Raw genomic sequence first — 19,167 nt, 5'->3', positions numbered from 1 at the left:
GGCTTGTGTAGAGTCGAGCCATGCTCGACTGCTTTCCGTTCCGGGTTCATGACGCCTGGGGCAAGAGCAGTCGAGCATGGCTCGACTCTACATTCGGCGTCATTCGCGCTTGCGCGATTCCAGCAGGTCCAGGTTGCGGATCAGGCGTCGCGAGATCTCATCGGAGATCACCCCGCGCCGGGTCAGCCGGAACAGCTCCTCGCGCTCGGCATTGAGGCCGGCGCTGCGCAGCTGGCGGTAACCCAGTTCCATGCGCCGCACCTTCTCCGGGTCCACGTCGGGCCCGTCGCTGTCCTTCTCCAGGTGGCGCTGGTACAGCAGGCTGACCCGCGAGGCGGCATCGTTGTACAGCTGCACGTTCTCGGTGTTCTGGTTCATCACCATCTGCTGGCGCATGCGCTCGACCCCGGCCAGTGCGGCCTTCGACGACAGCCGGCGCGCCAGATCCTCTTCCTTGCGCTCACCCGAATCGGACGGCAGCTGCAGGCCTTTCAACAGCCGCGGCAGTGCGATGCTGGCGCCCAGCAGCGAGAACAGGATCACCGACGCGGCCAGGAAGATCACCAGGTCACGCGCCGGGAACGCACTGCCGTCGGGCAGGAACAGCGGCAGGGTCAACACGCCGGCCAGGGTAATCGCACCGCGCACGCCGGCCACCGAGGTCGCCACCACAATGCGCCAGTTCGGCGCCTCGCCCCGCTCCAGGCCGCGACGGCGCGCGCGCAGCAGGTTCCAGCGCAGCGACAGCCACACCCACAGCAGGCGCAGCACGACCAGTGCCAGATTGATCACCACCACATACACCAGCAGCCACCACGCACTCTGGTGGCCGGTCTCGTTCATGGTGGTGGTGGCGCGTTCGACGATGCCCGGCAGCTGCTCGCCCAGCAGCACGAACATGATGCCGTTGAAGCTGAACTGCAGCATGTTCCAGACCCCGGCGCGCTGCACGCGCATGCTGCCGGAGACGCGTCCGGTCAGCTCGACATAGCTCATCGCGATACCGGCGGCGACCGCGGCGAGGATGCCCGAGGCATGGATCTCTTCGGCCAGCAGGTAGGCCGCGAACGGAATGAGCAGGTTGACCAGCATCGCCGCGCCCGGCTCTTCGCCGAAGCGGCGCCACAGCCAGCGCTGGAAGGTGGACACACCCAGCGTCACTGCCACGCCCACAGCAAGGCCGGCCACCGCCACCCATACGAAGGTCAGCGAGGCCGTGGCCAGCGAGAAGGTGCCGGTCATCACTGCCGCCACCGCGAAGCGGAAGCAGACCAGGCCCGAGGCATCGTTCAGCAGCGACTCGCCCTCAAGGATGTGCATCAGGCGCTTGGGAATCGGCGCCTTGGAAGCGATGGCCCCGACCGCCACCGGGTCGGTCGGCGACACGATGGCCGCCAGCGCGAAGCACACCGCCAGCGGCATCACCGGAATCAGCCAGTGGATGAGGAAGCCAGCGCCGATGACGGTGAACACCACCAGGCCGAACGCCAGCTCGAGGATCGCGCCCTTGTCGCGGAACAGGCCCTGCTTGGGAATACGCCAGCCATCCAGGAACAGCAGCGGCGGCAGGAACAGCAGGAAGAACACCTCCGGCTCCAGCGCGTGGCCGCGGTTGAACACGCCGGCGATGACCGCACCCAGGCCGATCTGCACCAGCGGCAGCGGCAACGAGAACGGCAGGACACGAACCAGGTAGCCGCTGGCGACAACGGCCACCAGCATCGCCAGGACGACTTCAATGGTATGCATGCTTCTTCCAGGAAGCGGCGCGCGGGGAGGCTCGCAAGCCAGCGCCGGAAACCCGGAAAAAACTACCACATGCGGCCATGACCGCGACGGCCGGGGCCGCCGCGCGTCAGCCCCGGCTCATGCCCCGTCGAAGCGGTACAGATCCATGGCGAGGAAGCCGGCATCGATACCGGCGTCGATGCGGCGTGCACCGAAGCCGCCCTCGCCGGCCGCGCCCATCGCGAAGAACAGCGGCAGCAGGTGCTCGTCGGTCGGGTGCGCACGTTCGGCGAATGGCGCCTGCCTGCGGTAATCCAACAGGGCCTGGCGGTCATTGGCGGCCAGACGCTGCTCCACCCACTCGATGAAGGGCCGCACGTACGGCGCTTCCTTGCCGTCCTGGTAGTCGCCCCAGTCGTGCAGGTTGTGGGTGATGCTGCCCGAGCCGACCAGCAGCACGCCCTGCTCGCGCAGTGGCGCCAGCGCGCGGCCGAGCGCGAACTGGTGCTCGGGGCCGAGCATCGGCTGGATCGACACCGGCACCACCGGGATGTCGGCCTGCGGGCGCAGCAGCCGCAGCGGCACCCAGGCACCGTGGTCGAGGCCACGCTGCGGGTCGAGTGCCACCGGCAGGCCAGCGGCGGTGATGCGGCCGGCCACCTCTTCGGCCAGCGCCGGATCGCCCGGCGCCGGGTACTGCAGTTCAAACATCGCGCGCGGGAAGCCGCCGAAGTCATGGATGGTCGGCGGCTGCGGATGCGCGCCGACCAGCGGCTGCCGGCCCAGCCAGTGCGCCGAGGCCATCACGATGGCGCGTGGCGTCGGCAGATCGCGCGCCAGCTCGGCCAGGCGCACGCCAACCTGGCCCGGATGCAGGGCGGTCATCGGCGAACCATGCGAGATGTACAGCGAAGGCAGGCGGGACATGGAATTCTCCAGTTGCAGGGTCAGGCGGCGATCAGCGCGAACGCAGGGTCCACTTGCCATCGCCGACCAGGAACAGCACTACCAGCGCCAGTGCCCAGAACGCCGGGTATTCCCAGCCGCCGCCGGCATTGGCGAAACCGAAGCCGTTGGCGCCGTGCACGGTGACGATGGTGCCCAGCAGCAGCGGCACACCGACCAGGCCCACCCAGCGTGCGTAGATGCCCAGCAGGAGCGCGACGGTGATCACCAGCTCGACGCCGATGGTGAGGTAGCCGAGCACGCCGGGCAGGCCCAGCGACTCGAAGAACGCCGCCGTGCCGGCCGGGGTGAATACCAGCAGCTTGATCAGCGCATGGACCAGGAACAGCACGCCCAGGGCCAGGCGCAGCAGGGTGGCGCCGTACGGGGCCAGCGGCGAAACAGGAGCGGTCGTGGTGTGCATGGGGAAACACCTTGAAGGGAGTGGGCACAGGTTATTGCGCCTTCGTGGACCAATAAATACGATGGATTGACCGTATTTATTTCAAAAGGCGCAACAATGGACACCCTCGAGGCGATGCGCGTGTTCGTGGCGGTGGTCGAGCGCAACGGCTTCAGTGCCGCCGCCCAGGCCCTGGATATGTCCACTGCCGGCGTCACCCGCCAGGTCGCCGCGCTGGAAAAGCGCCTGTCCACCCGCCTGCTCCACCGCACCACGCGCCGGGTCAGCCCGACCAGTGCCGGTGCCGCCTACTACGCCCAGTGCGTGCGCCTGCTGGCCGAGTTCGACGCGCTGGAGGCCAGCATCGGCGCGCAGGCGCTGGAGCCCTCCGGCACGCTGCGCATCAACGCACCGGTCAGTTGGGGCATCGCCCGCCTCGGCCCGCTGCTGGCCAGCTACCGCGAACGCTTCCCGCAGGTGGAACTGGACCTGGCCCTGTCCGACCGGCTGGTGGACATGGTCGAGGAAGGCTACGACGTCGCCATCCGCATCACCCGCGAGCCGGGGCCGACGTTGATCGCGCGACGTCTGGGCGAATCGCGGGTGAGCCTGTGCGCCGCGCCGTCCTACCTGGCCGCACGCGGCACCCCACAGACGCCGCAGGACCTGCAGGCACACGCGTGCCTGAGCTACAGCTACTGGGCCGCCGGCAACAACTGGCCGCTGCAGGGGCCCGGCGGCGAAGTGAAGGTGGCGGTGAGCAGCCTGCTGCACGCCAACAACGGCGACGTGCTGCGCGAAGCAGCAATCGCCGGCATGGGCGTGATCCTGCAACCGGATTTCCTGCTGGAAGACGCACTGGCCGATGGCCGCCTGGTGCGCGTTCTGCCCGAGTGGGAGGCCTCGCCGATCGGCATCTTCGCGGTCTATACCAGCCGCAGCCACCTGGCACCGAAGGTACGCAGTTTCATCGACCATCTGGTGGAGGCCGGGGTGTAGCCGAATCTGGCGTTTGCCGGTAGTGCCGGCCGCTGGCCGGCAATCAGACACATCCCGGTCCTGGGCGAATGCCGGCCAGCGGCCGGCACTACCACTTAGGCGGCAACCTCATCCAGCGCCTCGATGATCCGTTCCAGCGGCGCCGGCCGCCCAAGCAGGTAACCCTGCACCTGGTCGCAGCCGTGCGCAGCCAGCCAGTCCAGCTGTCCGGGCGTCTCCACGCCTTCGGCGATGATGGTCAGCCCCATGCTGTGGCCCAGCGACAGCAGCGCGCGGCAGATCGAGGCATTGCGCGGATTGGTTTCCACGTCGGCGACGAAGCTGCGGTCGATCTTCAGGATGTCCAATGGCAGGTGCTGCAGGTAGGACATGCTGGAATAGCCGGTACCGAAGTCATCCAGCGACACGCTGATGCCCTGCTCGTGCAGGCGTTGCATGGTCTGCATCGCCTGCGCCGGCTTGCGCATCAGGCTGCTCTCGGTCAGCTCCACGTGCAGCGCGCCGCGGGCCAGGCCGAACTCCTGCTGCGCGCGGGTGAACTCGGCCACCAGATCGCTGTTGAAGAACTGCACCGCCGATACATTGACCGCGATCGGCAGCTCGCCCCAACCGGCCTCGACCAGCCGGCGCTGCGCCTTCGCCGCCGCACGGATCACCCAGCGCCCCAGTGCCAGGATCAGCCCGGTGTCCTCACACAGCTGGATGAACTCGTTGGGCGGGATGAAGCTGCCATCGGCCTGCGGCCAGCGCAGCAGGGCCTCCAGCGCGGCCGGACTGCCATCGCTGGCGTGCCGGATCGGCTGGAAATACAGCTGGAACTCGTTGTCGATGGCGGCGTGGATGCGTCCGGCCAGGCGCAGGCGATCGGCCAACCGCGTGGTCACCGCCGCGTCGAACCAGACCACCACATTGCCTTCGGCGCGCGCGGCATGCGCGGCCTGTGCGGCCATGCCGATCACCTGCTCGGCGCTGTGGCCGTCGCCGGCAATGTGCACGGCCACGCCGATGCGCGGCTCGAACTGGTGCAGCGAATCCTTGCCGCGCATCGGCGCCGACACGATCTGCAGCAGGTCGTCCAGCACGCGCTGGGTATCGTGCTCGGCACCGATGGCGAACACGAAGTCCTCCGCCGGCTGGAACGCCAGCGTGCCGCAGCGCGCGCCCAGGCCACCAAGCCGGGTCGCCATCGACTGCAGCACCGCATCGCCGATCTCGCGGCCCAGCGTGTCGGCCACCAGCTGCAGGCCGCGCAACTGCACGAACGCAATGGTGTAGCCCGCATCGTGCTCGTCCAGCTGTTCGGTCAGCGCGCGCACGTTGAGCAGGCCGGTGGCCGGGTTGTGCCGCGCCTGGTAGGCCAGGTCGCGCTCGTAGGCCAGCCGTTCGCTCACATCCTCGGCCAGCACCAGGCAGGCGGGCTGGCCATCGAAATCGAGCCTGGACAGGTGTGCGCGCACTTCGAACACACTGCCGTCCTTGCGCCGGTGCAGGCGCACGGTGGCATCCTGCAGCTCGCCGACACGGGCCTTGGCGATCGCACCCTTCACCTCGTCCCAGCCTTCGCGCGGGCGGATGTCGAGGATGCTCATCGCCAGGAATTCCTCGCGGCTGTAGCCGTACTGGCGCACGGCGGCATCGTTGACCTCGATGAAGCGCAGCGTATCCGGATCGAACACCCAGAACGGTGCTGGATTGCGGTCGAACAACAGGCGGAAGCGGCGTTCCACTTCGCTCATCTGCTCGCGGGCCTGGTAGCGTTCGCTCAGGTCGGTCAGGGCACCGATCATGCGGCGCTCGCTGTCGGCCACCTCCACCCGCTGCCCGCGTGCGCCCACCCAGCGCACTGCGCCTCCGGGCAGTACCAGGCGGAACACCTGGTCGAGCACCGCGCCACCGGCGAAGGCCTGGTCGAAGGCCTGCTGCAGGCGCGCCGCATCATCACGATGCACGCGCGCGAAGAAATCGGCCACCGGCAGCGCATCGGTCTGCACGCCGAAGATTTCACGCGCCAGCGGTGACCAGCGCAACAGTGCGGCATCCTCGTCCACGTACCAGGTGCAGACGCGCCCGACCTGGTGGGCCAGGCGCAGTTCGGCATGCCCGGTCTTCAGTTCCTCCGCCATCGACTGCTGGCGGCGGGTGCTGCGGCGCACCGCGTACAGCAGGACCAGCAGCACCCCGACGTAGGCCAGCACGATCGCTACTGACGCCTGCAGGTAGGGCCACCAGGGTGCCAGCACGTCCTCATCGGCCAACCCGACCTGCACCGCCAGCGGGCTGCGCTCCAGCGTGCTGATGGTGATGATGCGGGGCACGCCATCCACCGCGCCCGGCAGGCTGCCCAGCTCGACCACCGCCTGCTTGCCGAGCAGATCGCGGCGCGGCAGGTCGTAGCGACGGCCGACCGTACCATGCGGGTCCGGCACGCGGGCCAGCATGTAACCTTCGGCATCGCTGATCGAGACCAGTCCGTTCGGACCGACATCGAGGCCACCGATGATGCGCTGCAGTTCGCCGCAGCGCAGCCGTGCCAGCAGCCAGCGGTCGCCGGCCATCGGCAGCGCCAGCGGCACCACCCAGCCGTCGTCGCTGGCACGCTGCGGCGGGCCGATGTACAGCGCGCTGCCCTGGCCACGGCGTTGCGGATCGGTCCACAGCGGCAGGTTCAGGTCACCTTTGCCGGCCGTCAGGGCGCGGCCATAGCTGTCCAGCACCACGATGCTGTGCAGCTCGGCATGCCGGCGCAGCACGCCGCCGATGGAGGCATCAAGCAGCGCCGGCGCCTGCGCGGGCACGCTGCGGAACACTTCAACGGCATCGGCGGCGATGCCGGACATCGCCCGCTCCAGGTTGCGCAGCTCCAGCGCCAGCAGGCGCTCGCTGCCCACCGCCAGTGCACGGCTCTGGCGCTGTGCGGCCTCCAGCCGGCGGTGATGGTCGTTGGCCAACATGGTGGTCAACCCGGCCACCAGCAGAATGCCCAGCAACACCCCGCCCCAGGTAATGGCGCGCAGCGGCCGGGCCAACGCCCGTTTCAGCGCGGGCATCGGTTGGTCTTCCTTGTGCAGTCGGCTGGCTTCATGCGCGAACGAATCCTCCACATCCCCGACCTCAACGGCCGGCGGACGCCATTCTTGACGCCTGACCCGCCCCTGCATGGCCACCTCCCCGTGTCCGCGCAGGGCTCCTGAGGCCAGCATGCACCACACCGGTGACGGCGTGAAGATCGCTTCCGCGCGTTCAGCCAGATCCCGCACAGGGCGGGCGGCACTACGGGAGGGCCAGCCGGGGCGGAGCGGATTAGACTTGGGGTTTTCCGCTGCAAGAGAAGTCCATGTCCAAGCTGCGCCGTCCCACCCTGGCACTGGCCATCGTTGCCAGCCTGTCCCTGGCCGCCTGCGACCGCCCGGCCGATCCGGCTGCCGGCACCGCCGCGCCTGCCGATGCCGCACCTGCGGCCGCCAAGCCGATGCTGGGCAGCTTCGGCTTCGATGCCAGCGGCATGGACCGCAGCATCAACGCCGGCGATGATTTCTTCGGCTTCGCCAACGGCACCTGGGTGAAGAACACCGAGATCCCGGCCGACCGCTCGCGCTTCGGCAGCTTCAACGTCATCGCCGAGAAGACCCTGGCCGACACCCGCGCCATTCTCGAAGGCGCCGCCGGCAACACCCAGGCCAGCGGTGACGACAAGCTGATCGGCGACTACTACGCCGCCTACATGGACGAAGCCGGCATCGAGCAGCACGGCATCGCGCCGGTGCAGCCGCAGCTGAAGGCCATCGATGCGATCGCCGACAAGGCCGGGTTGGCCCGAGCCCTGGGCGGCGAGATGCGCGCCGACGTCGACCTGCTCAATGCGACCAACTTCTACACCGACCGCCTGTTCGGCCTGTGGGTGTCGGTGGACCTGCTGCAGCCGGACCGCAACGCACCCTACCTGGTGCAGGGCGGCCTGGGCATGCCCGACCGCGATTTCTATCTGGGGGGTGGCCGCATGGCCGAACTGCGCAAGCAGTACCAGGCCTACATCGCACAGATGCTGCAGCTGGCCGGCGTTGCCGACCCGGCCGGCAAGGCGCAGCGCATCCTCGCGCTGGAGACCAAGATCGCGCAGGCACACGCCACCCAGGAAGAAACCAACGACGTGACCAAGGGTGCCAACCCCTGGACCCAGGCCGACTTCAATGCCAAGGCACCGGGCATGGACTGGAACGCCTTCCTCGACGCGGCTGCGCTGGGCAAGCAGCAGGACTTCATCGTCTGGCAACCCAAGGCCGTGGCCGGCCTGTCCAAGCTGGTCGCCACCGAGCCGCTGGATGTCTGGAAGGATTACCTGGCCTTCCACGCGCTGGACCGCGCCGCTGCCTACCTGCCGAAGAAGTTCGCCGATGCCCGCTTCGCCTTCCATGGCACCGCGCTGAGCGGCACCCCGCAGCAGAGCGACCGCTGGAAGCGTGCAGTGGACGACGCCAACCATGCCATCGGCGAAGCGATCGGCAAGCGTTACGTCGAGAAGCACTTCGACGCCAAGACCAAGGAACGCGCGGACGAGATGGCGAAGAACATCATCGCCGCCTTCGCCAAGCGCATCGACGCGCTCGCGTGGATGTCGCCGCAGACCAAGGCCAGCGCCAAGGCCAAGGTGGCCGGCCTGACCGTGGGCATGGGTTACCCGGAAAAGTGGCGTGATTACACCGGCCTGGAGATCCGCCGTGATGACGCGCTGGGCAATGCGCAGCGCGCCGAACTGTTCGAGTACCAGCGCAACATCGCCAAGCTGGGCAAGGCGGTCGACCACAGCGAGTGGGCGATGCTGCCGCAGACCATCAACGCGATGAACGTGCCGCTGGAGAACCGCCTGGTGTTCCCGGCCGCGATCCTGCAGCCGCCGTTCTTCGACGGTGCTGCCGACGACGCGGTGAACTACGGCGCCATCGGCGCAGTGATCGGCCACGAGATCAGCCACGGCTTCGACAACGCCGGTGCGCTGTTCGACGAGACCGGCAAGCTGCACAACTGGTGGACCGCTGAAGACCTGAAGCAGTTCAACGCCGCTGGTGATGCGCTGGCCGCACAGTTCAGCAGCTACGAGCCGTTCCCGGGCGTGCATGTGAACGGCAAGCTGACCCTGGGCGAGAACATCGCCGACGTGGCTGGCCTGGGTACCGCCTACGATGCCTACCAGCTGTCGCTGCAGGGCAAGCCGGGCCAGACCCTGGAAGGCTTCACCCCCGACCAGCGCTTCTTCCTCGGCTTCGCCCAGGCGTGGCGCAGCAAGAGCCGCGAGCAGGCGCTGCGCAACTCGCTGCTGACCGATGTGCATGCACCGGGCCAGTTCCGCGCACTCACCGTGCGCAACATCGACGCCTGGTACCCGGCGTTCGAAGTGAAGGAAGGCCAGAAGCTGTACCTGGCCCCGGACAAGCGGGTCAAGGTGTGGTGATGTAACCGGAACGGGCGCCGAAAGGCGCCCGTTTCATTTCCCGGTAGCTGCCAACCTTGGTTGGCACATGCCCCGCCCTGGTAGCTGCCAACCTTGGTTGGCAAATACCCCGCTCTGATGGGTGCCAACCTTGGTCGGCACATGTCCCGGCTCTGGTGGGTGCCGACCTTGGTCGGCACGGGGTAGGAATCCACGCATGGAGTGGATCTACCGGCGGGTGGTGGCAACCATCAGCAGAGCGCTCGCAGCCAACACCGCGGCAACCCACAGATTCGCATGCAGGCCCATGCCATCCAGCAGCCGGCCACCGCCCCACGCCCCGAGCGCGATGCCCACATTGAACACACCAACGTACAGCGCGGTGGCGATCTCCACGGCCTGCGGCAGCGCCTTCATCATCCAGCTCATCAGGCCCACCGATACGCCGCCATAGGCCAGGCCCCATAGCAGCAGCACCGCAATGCCACCGCTCGGCGTGCCCCCCAGCCACAGCAACAGCAGCGGCGTCAGCAGCAGGCCCGATGCGATCGCCAGCAACGTACCGCGCGGATGGCGCGCTGCCAGCGGCCCGGCAATGAAGTTGCCGGCGATGCCGGCCAGGCCGTAGGCAAACAACAGTGCACCGATCCACGACGCCTCCACGCCCGAGACGGACGTCAGCAGCGGCCGCACGTAGGTGAAGGCGATGAAGTGCCCGGACACCAGCAGCACGGTCAGCCACAGGCCACGCCGCAGGTCGCGCTGGCCAAGCTGCTGCACGAACTGCCGCAGCCGCACCGATGTACTTACAGGTAACGCAGGAACCACCCGCAGATGCAGCAGCATCACCGCCGCACTGAACAACGCCATCGCTGCAAAGGCGCTGCGCCAACCCAATGCATCCCCGATCAGCGCGCCCAACGGAACGCCCAGCACCGACGCTGCGGCCACGCCGCCGAAGATGATCGAGGTAGCCAGGCCGATGCGGTCAGCCGGCACCAGGCGCGCAGCCAGACCGCCGGCGATGGCCCAGATGCCGCCCATGCAGAACCCCACCAGCACCCGTGCGGCCAACAGCCAGCCGATGCCCGGTGCCAGCGCCGACGCGAGGTTGGCGACCAGCAGGAGCGCAAGCAGCGCGCACAGGATGCGACGGCGATCAATGCCACCGGCTGCGATCACCACCAGCGGTGCGAACACTGCCGCCAGCAGGGCCGGCAGCGAGATCATCAGGCCGGCGGTGCCGGTGGACGCGCCGAGATCTTCGGCGATCGGGGTCAGCAGGCCGACCGGCAGCATTTCGGTGGTGACCACCGAGAACGTGGCGAGGCCGACGGCGGAAACCGACCACCACGGATGACGAGGCACAGTCGCGGCGTGCGCAGGCGATGAAGCGCTCACGGGACGATTCCTTCAGGGGATGTGGTCGAGGCAGACGGGCGCAGTGCACGTTGCGCGAGCACGGCGAACAGCAGCACGCCACCGCCTGCCACCAGCGCAACAGCAAAACCGCTGCGCACGCCCCCCGCATCGACACCCTGCCCGGACAGTGCCGCGCCCAGCGCCACGCCGATGTTCAATCCGGCCAGCAACCAGGTCATGCCTTCGGTCAGGCGCGATTCGGGCACGTACTGTTCGACCAGCGACATCGCAACGATCATCGTCGGCGCGAAGAACACCCCGGCCAGCAGCACGGCAACGGCCAGGGCAGGCAGGCTGCCGACCCACAGCAGCGGTAGCGTGGCCAATGCAGTGGCCGCTGCTCCGGTCAGCAACAGGCGCGGCAACGGGATCTGCAGCTTCTGCGCACCAAACAGCAGGCCCGCCGCGCAGCTGCCCAGCGCATAGGCCGACAGCACCCAACTGGCAGCCAGTGGCTGCCCGCGCTGTTCGGCGAAGGCCACGCTGGTGATGTCGACGGTACCGACAATCACACCCATCGCCAGCATCAGCAACGCCAGCAGGCGGATCTCCGCTTGCCGCAGCAGCGAGCGCGAGGGTGTTGCGCCTTCGCAGCGCTGCAGCGGTGGTTCGGTACCGCGTTGCAGAACCAGTGCGGTCACCCCGAGCACCAGCAGCAGGGCGGCGGCCAGCACGCCGGCCTGCGGCCATACCGCCACCGACAACCCGACGGACAACGGTGGCCCGGCGATGAAGGTCACCTCGTCGAACACGGTCTCCAGCGAATACGCGGTCTGCAGCTGCGGGCGCCCGTGATGGATCGCGGTCCAGCGCGCGCGCACCATCGCCGACACGCTGGGCATGCAACCGGCCAGCATCGCCGCAATGAACAGCGTCCAGTCCGGCGCGGCCAGCAGCGTGCACGCAAGCAGCAACAGCAACCCCGCCGCACTGGCCGCGGTGGCCCACGGCAGCACCCTGCCCTGCCCGCGCCGGTCGACCCAGCGCGATACCTGCGGCGACAGCAACGCGTAGGTCAGCACGAAGGTGGCCGACACCGCACCGGCCAGTGCATAGCTGCCGCGCAGCTGGGACAGCAGGGTGATGATGCCGATACCGGTCATCGGTAGAGGAAGGCGTGCCAGCAGCCCGGCCAGGGCGAGGCCGGCGGTGCCGGGGGCAGCGAACAGGTCGCGATAGGGGGTGGCCATCAGGATCTCCAGGGCAGCGACTTGCCTGGCGCACCGAGCGCCACGACAATACATACAGAGCGTATGAATAAGAGGCTACATTCATACGTGCCGTATGTAAATAATCATGCACTGTGTATGTAAGGAGCTCCGGATGGTTCGTCGCACCCGCGCCGAGATGGAAGAAACCCGCGCCACCCTGCTGACCACCGCCCGCCGGGTGTTCAGCGCGCATGGCTATGCCGCCACCTCGATGGACGACCTGACCGCCCAGGCCGGGCTGACCCGCGGCGCGCTGTACCACCACTTCGGCGACAAGAAGGGTCTGCTGGCGGCTGTCGTCGCCCAGCTCGATGCCGAGACCGACCTGCGCCTGCAGGCGATCAGCGATGGCGCGGATGATGCCTGGGACGGCTTCGTGCAGCGTTGCCGCGCCTATCTGGAGATGGCACTGGAGCCGGAGATCCAGCGCATCGTGCTGCGCGATGCGCGCGCGGTACTCGGTGGCGCCTCACCGGAATCGCAGCGGCACTGCGTGAACTCGATGCAGCGCCTGATCGAGCAGCTGATTGCCGAGGGTGCGGTGGCGCCGGTGGATGCGCAGGCGATGGCGTCGCTGATCTACGGCAGCCTGGCCGAGGCCGCGTTCTGGATCGCCGAGGGCGAGGATGGCGACGCGCGCCTGCAGCAGGCGACGGCGGCGCTGGAGATGCTGTTGCGTGGGTTGAAGTCGGCCGGGTAACGCCCATCCACGCATGGCGTGGATCTACTGCGGAATCCGCTCTGGTAGAGGCCAACCTTGGTTGGCGCTTCTGCGACACCGCGCGAAACGCGTGCCAACCAAGGTTGGCACCTACCGGGGAACGGTGGGCCACTCGCGCAGTACATCCACCGGCACGCCCACGCGCGTGCAGGCGCGGCTGGCGAGGCCATCGGGCAGCGCGCGGCGGAACAGCGGCGCCATGCCCTGCATCAGCTTCGCCGACGCTGCAGCCTGTGCGCGCTGGCGCGCATTGCGTTCCAGCATGCCCTCGGCCCAATCCGGCAGCAGCGCCGCACCGGCGCCGAGGAACACTTCGCGCGACAGACCCGGCACCGGTACCGGCAGGCGCACGCCGGACAACACCTCCAGCACTTCGCGCGAGCGTTCGTCGACGCGCAGTTCCGGCTGCCGCGCGCAGAAGTACGCCGCCACTTCCGCTTCGCTGCGCGGTACATCCACCGCACCCAGTGCTTCGGCCACGCAGCGATACTCGTCGTAGTAGCGATCGGCGATGTGCGCAGGCACCTCGCGCCCGTAACGACGGAAGCCCTGCAGGAAACCGAAGGCTTCGGTCACGTGCACCCAGGTCAGCAGCTGCGGATCGTCCGCCGCATAGGGCTCCCCCTGCGCGGTCTGGCCGCGGATCTGCGCATGGATGCGGCGTACCTTGGCCACAAGCGCCTCCACCTCGCCGCGGGGCGCATAGCTGGTGCCGGCAACGAAGGCGGTGGTGCGGCGCAGGCGTCCCACCAGGTCCTGGCGGAAATTGGAGTGGTCGTAGACGCCGGCCAGCGCGCGCGGGTGCAGGGTCTGCAGCATCAGCGCACACAGGCCACCGGCCAGCATCGAGGGGAATTCCGCATGCAGGCGCCAGGTGACGCTGTCGGGGCCGAACCAGCCCGGGTCTCCCAGCGGGTGGTCGTAATCGATGCCGCTCTGGCCACGCGGGAAGGCCTCCAGTACCCAGCGCCGGATAGGCGCGGTCACGGGGCGGGAAAGTCGCTGCAGCAGAGCCGGCATCACAGGTCCAGGAAAGGCGGAAGAGCGGCCGCAGGTTGCGCGGTCGGCCCCGATTCTGGGCGATCACGACGCCGACGGCGAGCCTCCGCGCTCAGCCACGGTTTCATGTGCAGCCGCAGCACGTTTCACCCTGCGACATCCTGTCGCAGGCTGCGACCATGATGTTGCGATGCAGCAACATTCACCCATTCAGACAAAACCCTTACGCCGCTAGGCATTGCGCCCATTGCACGGCTCGCTGGAAGTGCTAGAACTGAACCCGCCACACCGTCCAACGCTGATCGACGCACGTTCCACAAGGAGCCAGCCATGATTGCTTTGTTCAAGGGTTTGGGACTACTGCTTCGCGACAACGAGCTCTACAGCAGCCCGTTCGAAAAACAGGTCGCGCACTGGCGCAGCCTCAGCGAGCAGCAGATCCGCGATGAAGTGGCTGTGCTGGCCCAGGCCAAGTGCCAATGGCTGATCGCCTCGATCGTCGGCTGGCAGGCGGCCTCGCTGCTGATCCTCGGGCTGATCACCAACTACCTGTGGCGCGACGATTACCACATCACCTTCACCCGCGTGGTCGTGGTGTTCGGCTCATGGATCTCGATCCTGTTCGTGATCTGGTTCATGGCCAACATGTTCGACCGCACCGCCGGTTTCGAGCGTTGGATGAAGGCCTTCAACAGCCGCGCCCGCATCAGCTCCAAGGCCGACAGCGTCGAGAACGTGGCCGAGGCACTGGACCTGGCCGAGCACTACCCGGAAGTGCTGGACTACAAGCAGGCCGTCACCGCCAAGCGCGAGCTGCGCCATGAGGACATCCGCATCATGACCGAGATCGGGCGCATGAAGCAGCACTCAGAACTGGTCGGCCGCCTGAACCATGTGGGTGAGAACGAGCACCACCACGACCTGACACTGCAACCTGCCTACTGATCCTTCAGGGAAGCGGGGGGGCCCACAATGCCACCGTGATCACTCACGGTGGCATTGTTCTATCGGGTCCTGGCTGACGCATTGGTGGAAGCCCCTGGGCAGGTCACGCATCGTCTCGGTCTTTCCCACCGCCACCGCGAACCGACGCAACGGCGGCGTGGCACACGCGGCCCCGCTGCTGCATGCAGGGTCCAGCACCACGTAGTGGCAGTGGCCACTGCTGCTGGCGATGCACTGGAACCGCGCCTCGCCATCGACCACGGTGCGTTTGCTGTACAGCGTGTCCACGCCGTTGGCATTGGTACGGGTGATCGAGGTTTCGCTGGACTTCTCGCAGCCGGCCAACGACAGCGCAGCAACGCAGGCAAACAGGAACAGGCGCATGGTGCCTCCAGGGTGCGGCTACATGCCGCGGAACAGGCTCATGAAGGGTTGGCTGACCACCAGCGTCTCCGTACGCCCACGCAGGCGCAGCACCCCGCGCCCGGTATCGTCGCGGCTGACCGCTGCCACCGCCTTCATGTTGACGATGGTCGAGCGATGGATCTGGCGGAAGTGCTGCGGATCGAGCACTTCCAGCAGCTCGCGCAACGGTGTGCGCAGCAGGCTCTCACCGGCCGCGGTCATCACGGTGGTGTACTTGTTGTCAGCACGGAAATAGGCCACGTCTTCCAGCATGATCAGCTGCGTCTCGCGGCCGTTGCTGGCGGTGATCCAGGCCAAGGGCGGGCGCTCTGCCGCCCTCTGCGACGGCCCCAGGCGCTGAAGCAGGCGTTCGAGTACGGCATCGTCCTGGCGCGTTGATGGCAGCCGCGACAGGATGCGTTCGCGCGTGGCCAGCAGGCGCTCATCGCTGACCGGCTTCAGCAGGTAGTCCATCGCACCCTGCTCGAACGCGTCGATGGCGTACTGGTCGTAGGCGGTAACGAACACCACCTGGGTGCGCGGGCTCAGTTCGGACAGCGAACGGGCCACTTCAATGCCACTGATGCCGGGCATGCGGATATCGAGGAAGGCGATGTCCGGCTGTTTCTCGGCCAGCTGTTCCAGCGCACTGGCGCCATCCTCGCACTCGGCCACCAGCTTCAGGTCCGGCCACAACCGGCCCAGCTGCTCGACCAGCGACTGCCGCAGCAGTTCCTCGTCTTCGGCAATGAGCGCCTCAAGCGGCATGGCTGCGCTCCTTGCTCGACTGCGGCAGGGTCATGGTCGCGGCCACGCCGCTGGGGAAGTTGGCGACGATCGCCACGCCGGCCTGTTCGCCGCAGGTCAGGCGCAGGCGCTCGCGCAGGTTCTTCAGGCCGATGCCGGTACCGCTGGTGCCCTGGCCGAAGCCGAGGCCATCGTCGGCCACCGTCACCGTTACATGGTCATCGAAGCCACGCGCCAGGATCCAGATCGTGCCACCGCCGGGCTTCGGTTCCAGGCCATGCTTGATCGCGTTCTCCACCAGCGTCTGCAGCGCCATCGCCGGCAGCTGCACGCCGTGCAGTTCGTTCGGTACCTGCACCTCCACCCCCAGCCGTGCGCCCATGCGGATACGCAGGATCTCCAGGTAGGCACGGGTACGCTCCAGCTCCACGCCCAGCGTGGACAGCGATTCGTCCACCTGTGGCAACGAGCTGCGCAGGTACTGGATCAGGTGGCCCAGCATCTGGTCAGCACGTGCCGGGTCGGTGCGGGTCAGCACCTGCGCGTTGGCCAGCGTGTTGTAGAGGAAGTGCGGTTCCACCTGCGCGTGCAGCAGGTTCAACCGGGCCACCGACAGCTCCTTTTCCACCTGGGTCTGCTCGGCCGCGGCCTGCTCGTCGCGACGCTGGTCGGCAACACGGCGGCTGATCGCGCGGGTGACCGCTTCGGCGTTCTCGAAGTTGCTGCCCTCATCCAGTGCCAGCAGGTCGGCCCACCAGCCGGCATCCGGCTCAAACAACAGGGTGACGGTACTGGTGCCCTGCCCCGGCGTGACCGTCGCCAGCACGCTGTTGCGCTTGATCGCCAGCCGTGCCGGCAGGTTCCAGCGCGATGGCTGGCGGCCGTTCCAGGCATCCACGCGGCGCACGTAGGCCCGCACCTGCAGGCTGCCGGCCGAACTTTCCACGTCTTCAACGCGCGGCAGTTCAGCGATGGCCGCTTCCACCACCGAGAATGCCTGGCCGGCATCCATCGGCAGTTCCACCTGGCGGCGCTGGCGGCCGGAGAGCGTGGTCGAATCCAGCCGGCCGGCGACCAGCCAGACGCGGCGTACATGGGTAATCGCGCTGCCCAGCGCGGAAATCATCAGGAACATCGCCAGCAGGCCGAAGATCCAGCCGGGGCCATCGTTCATGCCGCTGAAGATGCCGCTCCAGACCATGCCGGCGACGAACAGCGCCGCAGCCCAGGCCAGCAGGTGACGAAGCAGGAGAGAGAGGCTGGCGAACACGGCGGCGCCTTGGAGGAAGGGGGTGAGCCGAGCATAGGGCGGCCCGCCGGGCAAACAAGCGGGTTGCGACGAAGGGCCGGAAAGCGGGGATGGAAGCCATTCTGGTAGAGCCGGCCGCTGGCCGGCTCCCCATGACCTCCACAAGCATCACAAGGTTGCCGGCCAGCGGCCGGCACTACCCGGGAGGCGCCGGGCAAGCCCGGCGCGTTGCCTTATTTGCGCTGGTCGGCGCTGGCGTCACGCACGGCGCGGAACGATTCGTCCTTGCTCCAGTTTGGCCAGCTGCGCGAGTTGGCCAGCTGGTTGCCCAGCGTGTACAGCACCTCCAGGTCGCGGGCGGCACCGGCGAACACCCAGTCCGGCTGCCACTCGTCGCCCTGCTGGTGGTAGCGCTTGGCGGTGTAGTCCTCGGAGGCCTTCTTGCCTGCGGCCACGCCACCGTCCACCCAGTCCTGGCCGGCCGACCAGGACAGCGCCGGCACGCCACGCTTGGCGAACGGGAAGTGATCGGAGCGGAAGAACAGGCCCGCTTCCGGCTTCGGGTCCGGCGTGTAGCGGATATCCCAGCCCTTGGCCACGTCCTTCAGCTGGTCCAGCAGCTCGAAGCGCGCGGCACCGTAGATGCCGAAATCACGCGACGGCCCGAACGGCGCCATGCCATCCATGTTGATCACCGCCACGGTCTTTTCCAGCGGATACAGCGGATGGGTGGCGTAGTACTCCGAACCCAGAAGGCCCTTTTCCTCGGCGGTGACCGCCAGGAACAGCAGCGAACGCTGCGGGCGCTTGGCCTTGGCGAAGCCACGGGCCAGTTCGATCAGCGATGCGGTGCCACTGGCGTTGTCCAGAGCGCCATTGAAGATCCGGTCGCCACGTGCGTCGGGCTCGCCCACGCCGATGTGATCCCAGTGCGCGCTGTAGACGATGGTCTCGTCCGGGTGGCTGCTGCCCTCCAGGCGTGCGGCCACGTTGTGCGAGGTGATCACTTCGGTCTTCACCGCGTACTTCGCGTCCAGGCTGGCGCCGGTCAGCGGCACCGGGGTGAAGTCGCGCTGCTGCGCCTTCTTCTTCAGCGCCTCGAAGTCCTGGCCGGCCGAGCGGAACAGCTCCACGGCCAGGTCGCGCTGGATCCAGCCTTCCAGCAGCGGGTGGCTGTCGGCCGGGTTGTCGCGCACCACATCGAACATGGTGTTGGTGTTGGAACCGGCCACGGTGGCCCAGCCGTACGACGCCGGTGCGGTCTCGTGCACGATCAGCACGCCCAGCGCGCCCTGGCGGGCGCCTTCTTCGTACTTGTAGGTCCAACGGCCGTAGTAGGTCATGCCCTTGCCGTCGAAATCACCCTGGCCGGTCTCGAAGTCCGGGTCATTGATCAGCACGACGGCGATCTTGCCCTTCAGGTCCACGCCCTTGAAGTCATCCCAGTTGCGCTCCGGGGCCTTCACGCCGTAGCCGAGGAACACCAGCGGGGCCTTGCTGATGTCGACGTTGCTGGCGCCGTTCATGGCCGCGCGCACGGCGATCTGCTTGCCCTGTTCCAGCGCAACGGTCTTGCCGCCCTGGTGCAGCGCCAGCTGCGGTACGCCGACGATGTCGCCCTTGCGCAGCGGCACGGCCTGGGTCCACAGGCGCTTGCCATCCTTGAGGTCACCGCCCGGCTGCAGGCCGGCGTCGGCGAACTGCTTGCTGAGGAAGGCGATGGTCTTCTCTTCGCCGGCGGTGGCCGGGGAGCGGCCTTCGTAGGCGTCGGAGGCCAGTTCCTTGACGTCGGCGGAGATCCGCGCGCCATCGAATTTCGGGGTGGCCGCCATCAGTGCGCTCGACACCGACAGGGCCAGCACGCCCAGTACCACTCGTTTCATTGCTCTCTCCAGCAGGGAAATCCTTCTGGAGTGTAAGGGGTTCGGCAGGGCTGCGCCCTGCACCTGCCGAAGCCGGGGCAACAGC

At 67.8% G+C, this 19,167-nt stretch carries 15 protein-coding genes; 4 read left to right on the top strand and 11 right to left on the bottom strand.

Going from position 1 to position 19,167, the window contains the following annotated elements; all coding sequences use genetic code 11:
- Positions 1–99 precede the first annotated feature (99 nt).
- From ACZK2R_RS02230 to ACZK2R_RS02220, 3 genes are all read right to left on the bottom strand, one after another.
- The gene (locus ACZK2R_RS02230; RefSeq protein WP_032128751.1) at positions 100–1,749 is read right to left on the bottom strand and encodes a Na+/H+ antiporter; all 1,650 of its coding nucleotides are present in this window, start codon (positions 1,747–1,749) and stop codon (positions 100–102) included.
- A 117-nt stretch (positions 1,750–1,866) separates the two neighbouring features.
- Positions 1,867–2,655, bottom strand: coding sequence for a dioxygenase family protein (locus ACZK2R_RS02225; RefSeq protein ID WP_478487737.1), 789 nt, complete (start codon positions 2,653–2,655; stop codon positions 1,867–1,869).
- A gap of 31 nt (positions 2,656–2,686) precedes the next feature.
- Positions 2,687–3,097, bottom strand: a complete 411-nt coding sequence (locus ACZK2R_RS02220) for a DoxX family protein (RefSeq protein ID WP_049424804.1) — start codon at positions 3,095–3,097, stop codon at positions 2,687–2,689.
- A gap of 96 nt (positions 3,098–3,193) precedes the next feature.
- On the opposite strand from ACZK2R_RS02220, the gene ACZK2R_RS02215 reads away from it, so the two are divergent.
- Complete coding sequence (locus tag ACZK2R_RS02215; protein ID WP_346485184.1) at positions 3,194–4,075, top strand: LysR family transcriptional regulator; 882 nt, start codon at positions 3,194–3,196, stop codon at positions 4,073–4,075.
- Between the two features lie 95 nt (positions 4,076–4,170).
- Here ACZK2R_RS02215 and ACZK2R_RS02210 read toward each other — a convergent pair whose 3' ends face one another.
- Entirely contained in the window at positions 4,171–7,233 is a 3,063-nt protein-coding gene (locus ACZK2R_RS02210; protein ID WP_180837597.1) for a bifunctional diguanylate cyclase/phosphodiesterase, read from the bottom strand.
- A 176-nt stretch (positions 7,234–7,409) separates the two neighbouring features.
- Here ACZK2R_RS02210 and ACZK2R_RS02205 point away from each other — a divergent pair, with 176 nt between their 5' ends.
- Complete coding sequence (locus tag ACZK2R_RS02205) at positions 7,410–9,521, top strand: M13 family metallopeptidase (RefSeq protein WP_180837553.1); 2,112 nt, start codon at positions 7,410–7,412, stop codon at positions 9,519–9,521.
- Positions 9,522–9,728: 207 nt separating this feature from the next.
- Here the strand turns inward: ACZK2R_RS02205 and ACZK2R_RS02200 are convergent, their stop codons facing one another.
- Both ACZK2R_RS02200 and ACZK2R_RS02195 read right to left on the bottom strand, forming a co-directional pair.
- On the bottom strand, positions 9,729–10,901 hold the full coding sequence (locus ACZK2R_RS02200) for an MFS transporter (RefSeq protein ID WP_180837552.1): 1,173 nt from the start codon (positions 10,899–10,901) through the stop codon (positions 9,729–9,731).
- The gene (locus tag ACZK2R_RS02195) at positions 10,898–12,112 is read right to left on the bottom strand and encodes an MFS transporter (protein WP_180837551.1); all 1,215 of its coding nucleotides are present in this window, start codon (positions 12,110–12,112) and stop codon (positions 10,898–10,900) included. Before ACZK2R_RS02195 ends, ACZK2R_RS02200 begins: the two co-directional genes overlap by 4 nt.
- Before the next feature lie 133 nt (positions 12,113–12,245).
- On the opposite strand from ACZK2R_RS02195, the gene ACZK2R_RS02190 reads away from it, so the two are divergent.
- Entirely contained in the window at positions 12,246–12,833 is a 588-nt protein-coding gene (locus ACZK2R_RS02190; RefSeq protein ID WP_180837550.1) for a TetR/AcrR family transcriptional regulator, read from the top strand.
- A 111-nt stretch (positions 12,834–12,944) separates the two neighbouring features.
- Here the strand turns inward: ACZK2R_RS02190 and ACZK2R_RS02185 are convergent, their stop codons facing one another.
- Positions 12,945–13,874: an oxygenase MpaB family protein gene (locus ACZK2R_RS02185; RefSeq protein ID WP_180837549.1), complete on the bottom strand. Its 930-nt coding sequence runs from the start codon at positions 13,872–13,874 to the stop codon at positions 12,945–12,947.
- 309 nt (positions 13,875–14,183) lie between these two features.
- On the opposite strand from ACZK2R_RS02185, the gene ACZK2R_RS02180 reads away from it, so the two are divergent.
- A complete protein-coding gene (locus tag ACZK2R_RS02180; protein WP_032128761.1) occupies positions 14,184–14,798 on the top strand; it encodes a hypothetical protein in 615 nt (204 codons plus the stop codon).
- 39 nt (positions 14,799–14,837) lie between these two features.
- Here ACZK2R_RS02180 and ACZK2R_RS02175 read toward each other — a convergent pair whose 3' ends face one another.
- The 4 genes from ACZK2R_RS02175 to ACZK2R_RS02160 form a co-directional block, all read right to left on the bottom strand.
- A complete protein-coding gene (locus ACZK2R_RS02175) occupies positions 14,838–15,182 on the bottom strand; it encodes a hypothetical protein (protein WP_180837548.1) in 345 nt (114 codons plus the stop codon).
- Positions 15,183–15,200: 18 nt separating this feature from the next.
- Entirely contained in the window at positions 15,201–15,971 is a 771-nt protein-coding gene (locus tag ACZK2R_RS02170; RefSeq protein WP_032128763.1) for a LytR/AlgR family response regulator transcription factor, read from the bottom strand.
- Positions 15,961–17,220: a sensor histidine kinase gene (locus tag ACZK2R_RS02165; RefSeq protein WP_010484138.1), complete on the bottom strand. Its 1,260-nt coding sequence runs from the start codon at positions 17,218–17,220 to the stop codon at positions 15,961–15,963. The genes ACZK2R_RS02170 and ACZK2R_RS02165 overlap by 11 nt, the downstream gene beginning before the upstream one ends.
- A 212-nt stretch (positions 17,221–17,432) precedes the next feature.
- Complete coding sequence (locus ACZK2R_RS02160) at positions 17,433–19,082, bottom strand: M28 family metallopeptidase (RefSeq protein WP_132809041.1); 1,650 nt, start codon at positions 19,080–19,082, stop codon at positions 17,433–17,435.
- Positions 19,083–19,167 lie beyond the last annotated feature (85 nt).

It is taken from the genome of Stenotrophomonas sp. 96582_Sma (genome assembly GCF_056480905.1).
The sequence above is the reverse complement of the archived record's forward strand: the minus strand, read 5'-3'. Positions and strand labels throughout refer to the sequence as shown.

Excerpts from the sequence above, each read along its gene's own strand:
- ACZK2R_RS02185 (WP_180837549.1), bottom strand. The coding sequence starts at position 13,874 with ATGCCGGCTCTGCTGCAGCGACTTTCCCGCCCCGTGACCGCGCCTATC.
- ACZK2R_RS02220 (WP_049424804.1), bottom strand. The coding sequence starts at position 3,097 with ATGCACACCACGACCGCTCCTGTTTCGCCGCTGGCCCCGTACGGCGCC.
- ACZK2R_RS02180 (WP_032128761.1), top strand. The coding sequence starts at position 14,184 with ATGATTGCTTTGTTCAAGGGTTTGGGACTACTGCTTCGCGACAACGAG.
- ACZK2R_RS02230 (WP_032128751.1), bottom strand. The coding sequence starts at position 1,749 with ATGCATACCATTGAAGTCGTCCTGGCGATGCTGGTGGCCGTTGTCGCC.
- ACZK2R_RS02190 (WP_180837550.1), top strand. The coding sequence starts at position 12,246 with ATGGTTCGTCGCACCCGCGCCGAGATGGAAGAAACCCGCGCCACCCTG.
- ACZK2R_RS02170 (WP_032128763.1), bottom strand. The coding sequence starts at position 15,971 with ATGCCGCTTGAGGCGCTCATTGCCGAAGACGAGGAACTGCTGCGGCAG.
- ACZK2R_RS02160 (WP_132809041.1), bottom strand. The coding sequence starts at position 19,082 with ATGAAACGAGTGGTACTGGGCGTGCTGGCCCTGTCGGTGTCGAGCGCA.
- ACZK2R_RS02205 (WP_180837553.1), top strand. The coding sequence starts at position 7,410 with ATGTCCAAGCTGCGCCGTCCCACCCTGGCACTGGCCATCGTTGCCAGC.
- ACZK2R_RS02215 (WP_346485184.1), top strand. The coding sequence starts at position 3,194 with ATGGACACCCTCGAGGCGATGCGCGTGTTCGTGGCGGTGGTCGAGCGC.
- ACZK2R_RS02225 (WP_478487737.1), bottom strand. The coding sequence starts at position 2,655 with ATGTCCCGCCTGCCTTCGCTGTACATCTCGCATGGTTCGCCGATGACC.
- ACZK2R_RS02175 (WP_180837548.1), bottom strand. The coding sequence starts at position 15,182 with ATGCGCCTGTTCCTGTTTGCCTGCGTTGCTGCGCTGTCGTTGGCCGGC.
- ACZK2R_RS02195 (WP_180837551.1), bottom strand. The coding sequence starts at position 12,112 with ATGGCCACCCCCTATCGCGACCTGTTCGCTGCCCCCGGCACCGCCGGC.
- ACZK2R_RS02210 (WP_180837597.1), bottom strand. The coding sequence starts at position 7,233 with ATGCAGGGGCGGGTCAGGCGTCAAGAATGGCGTCCGCCGGCCGTTGAG.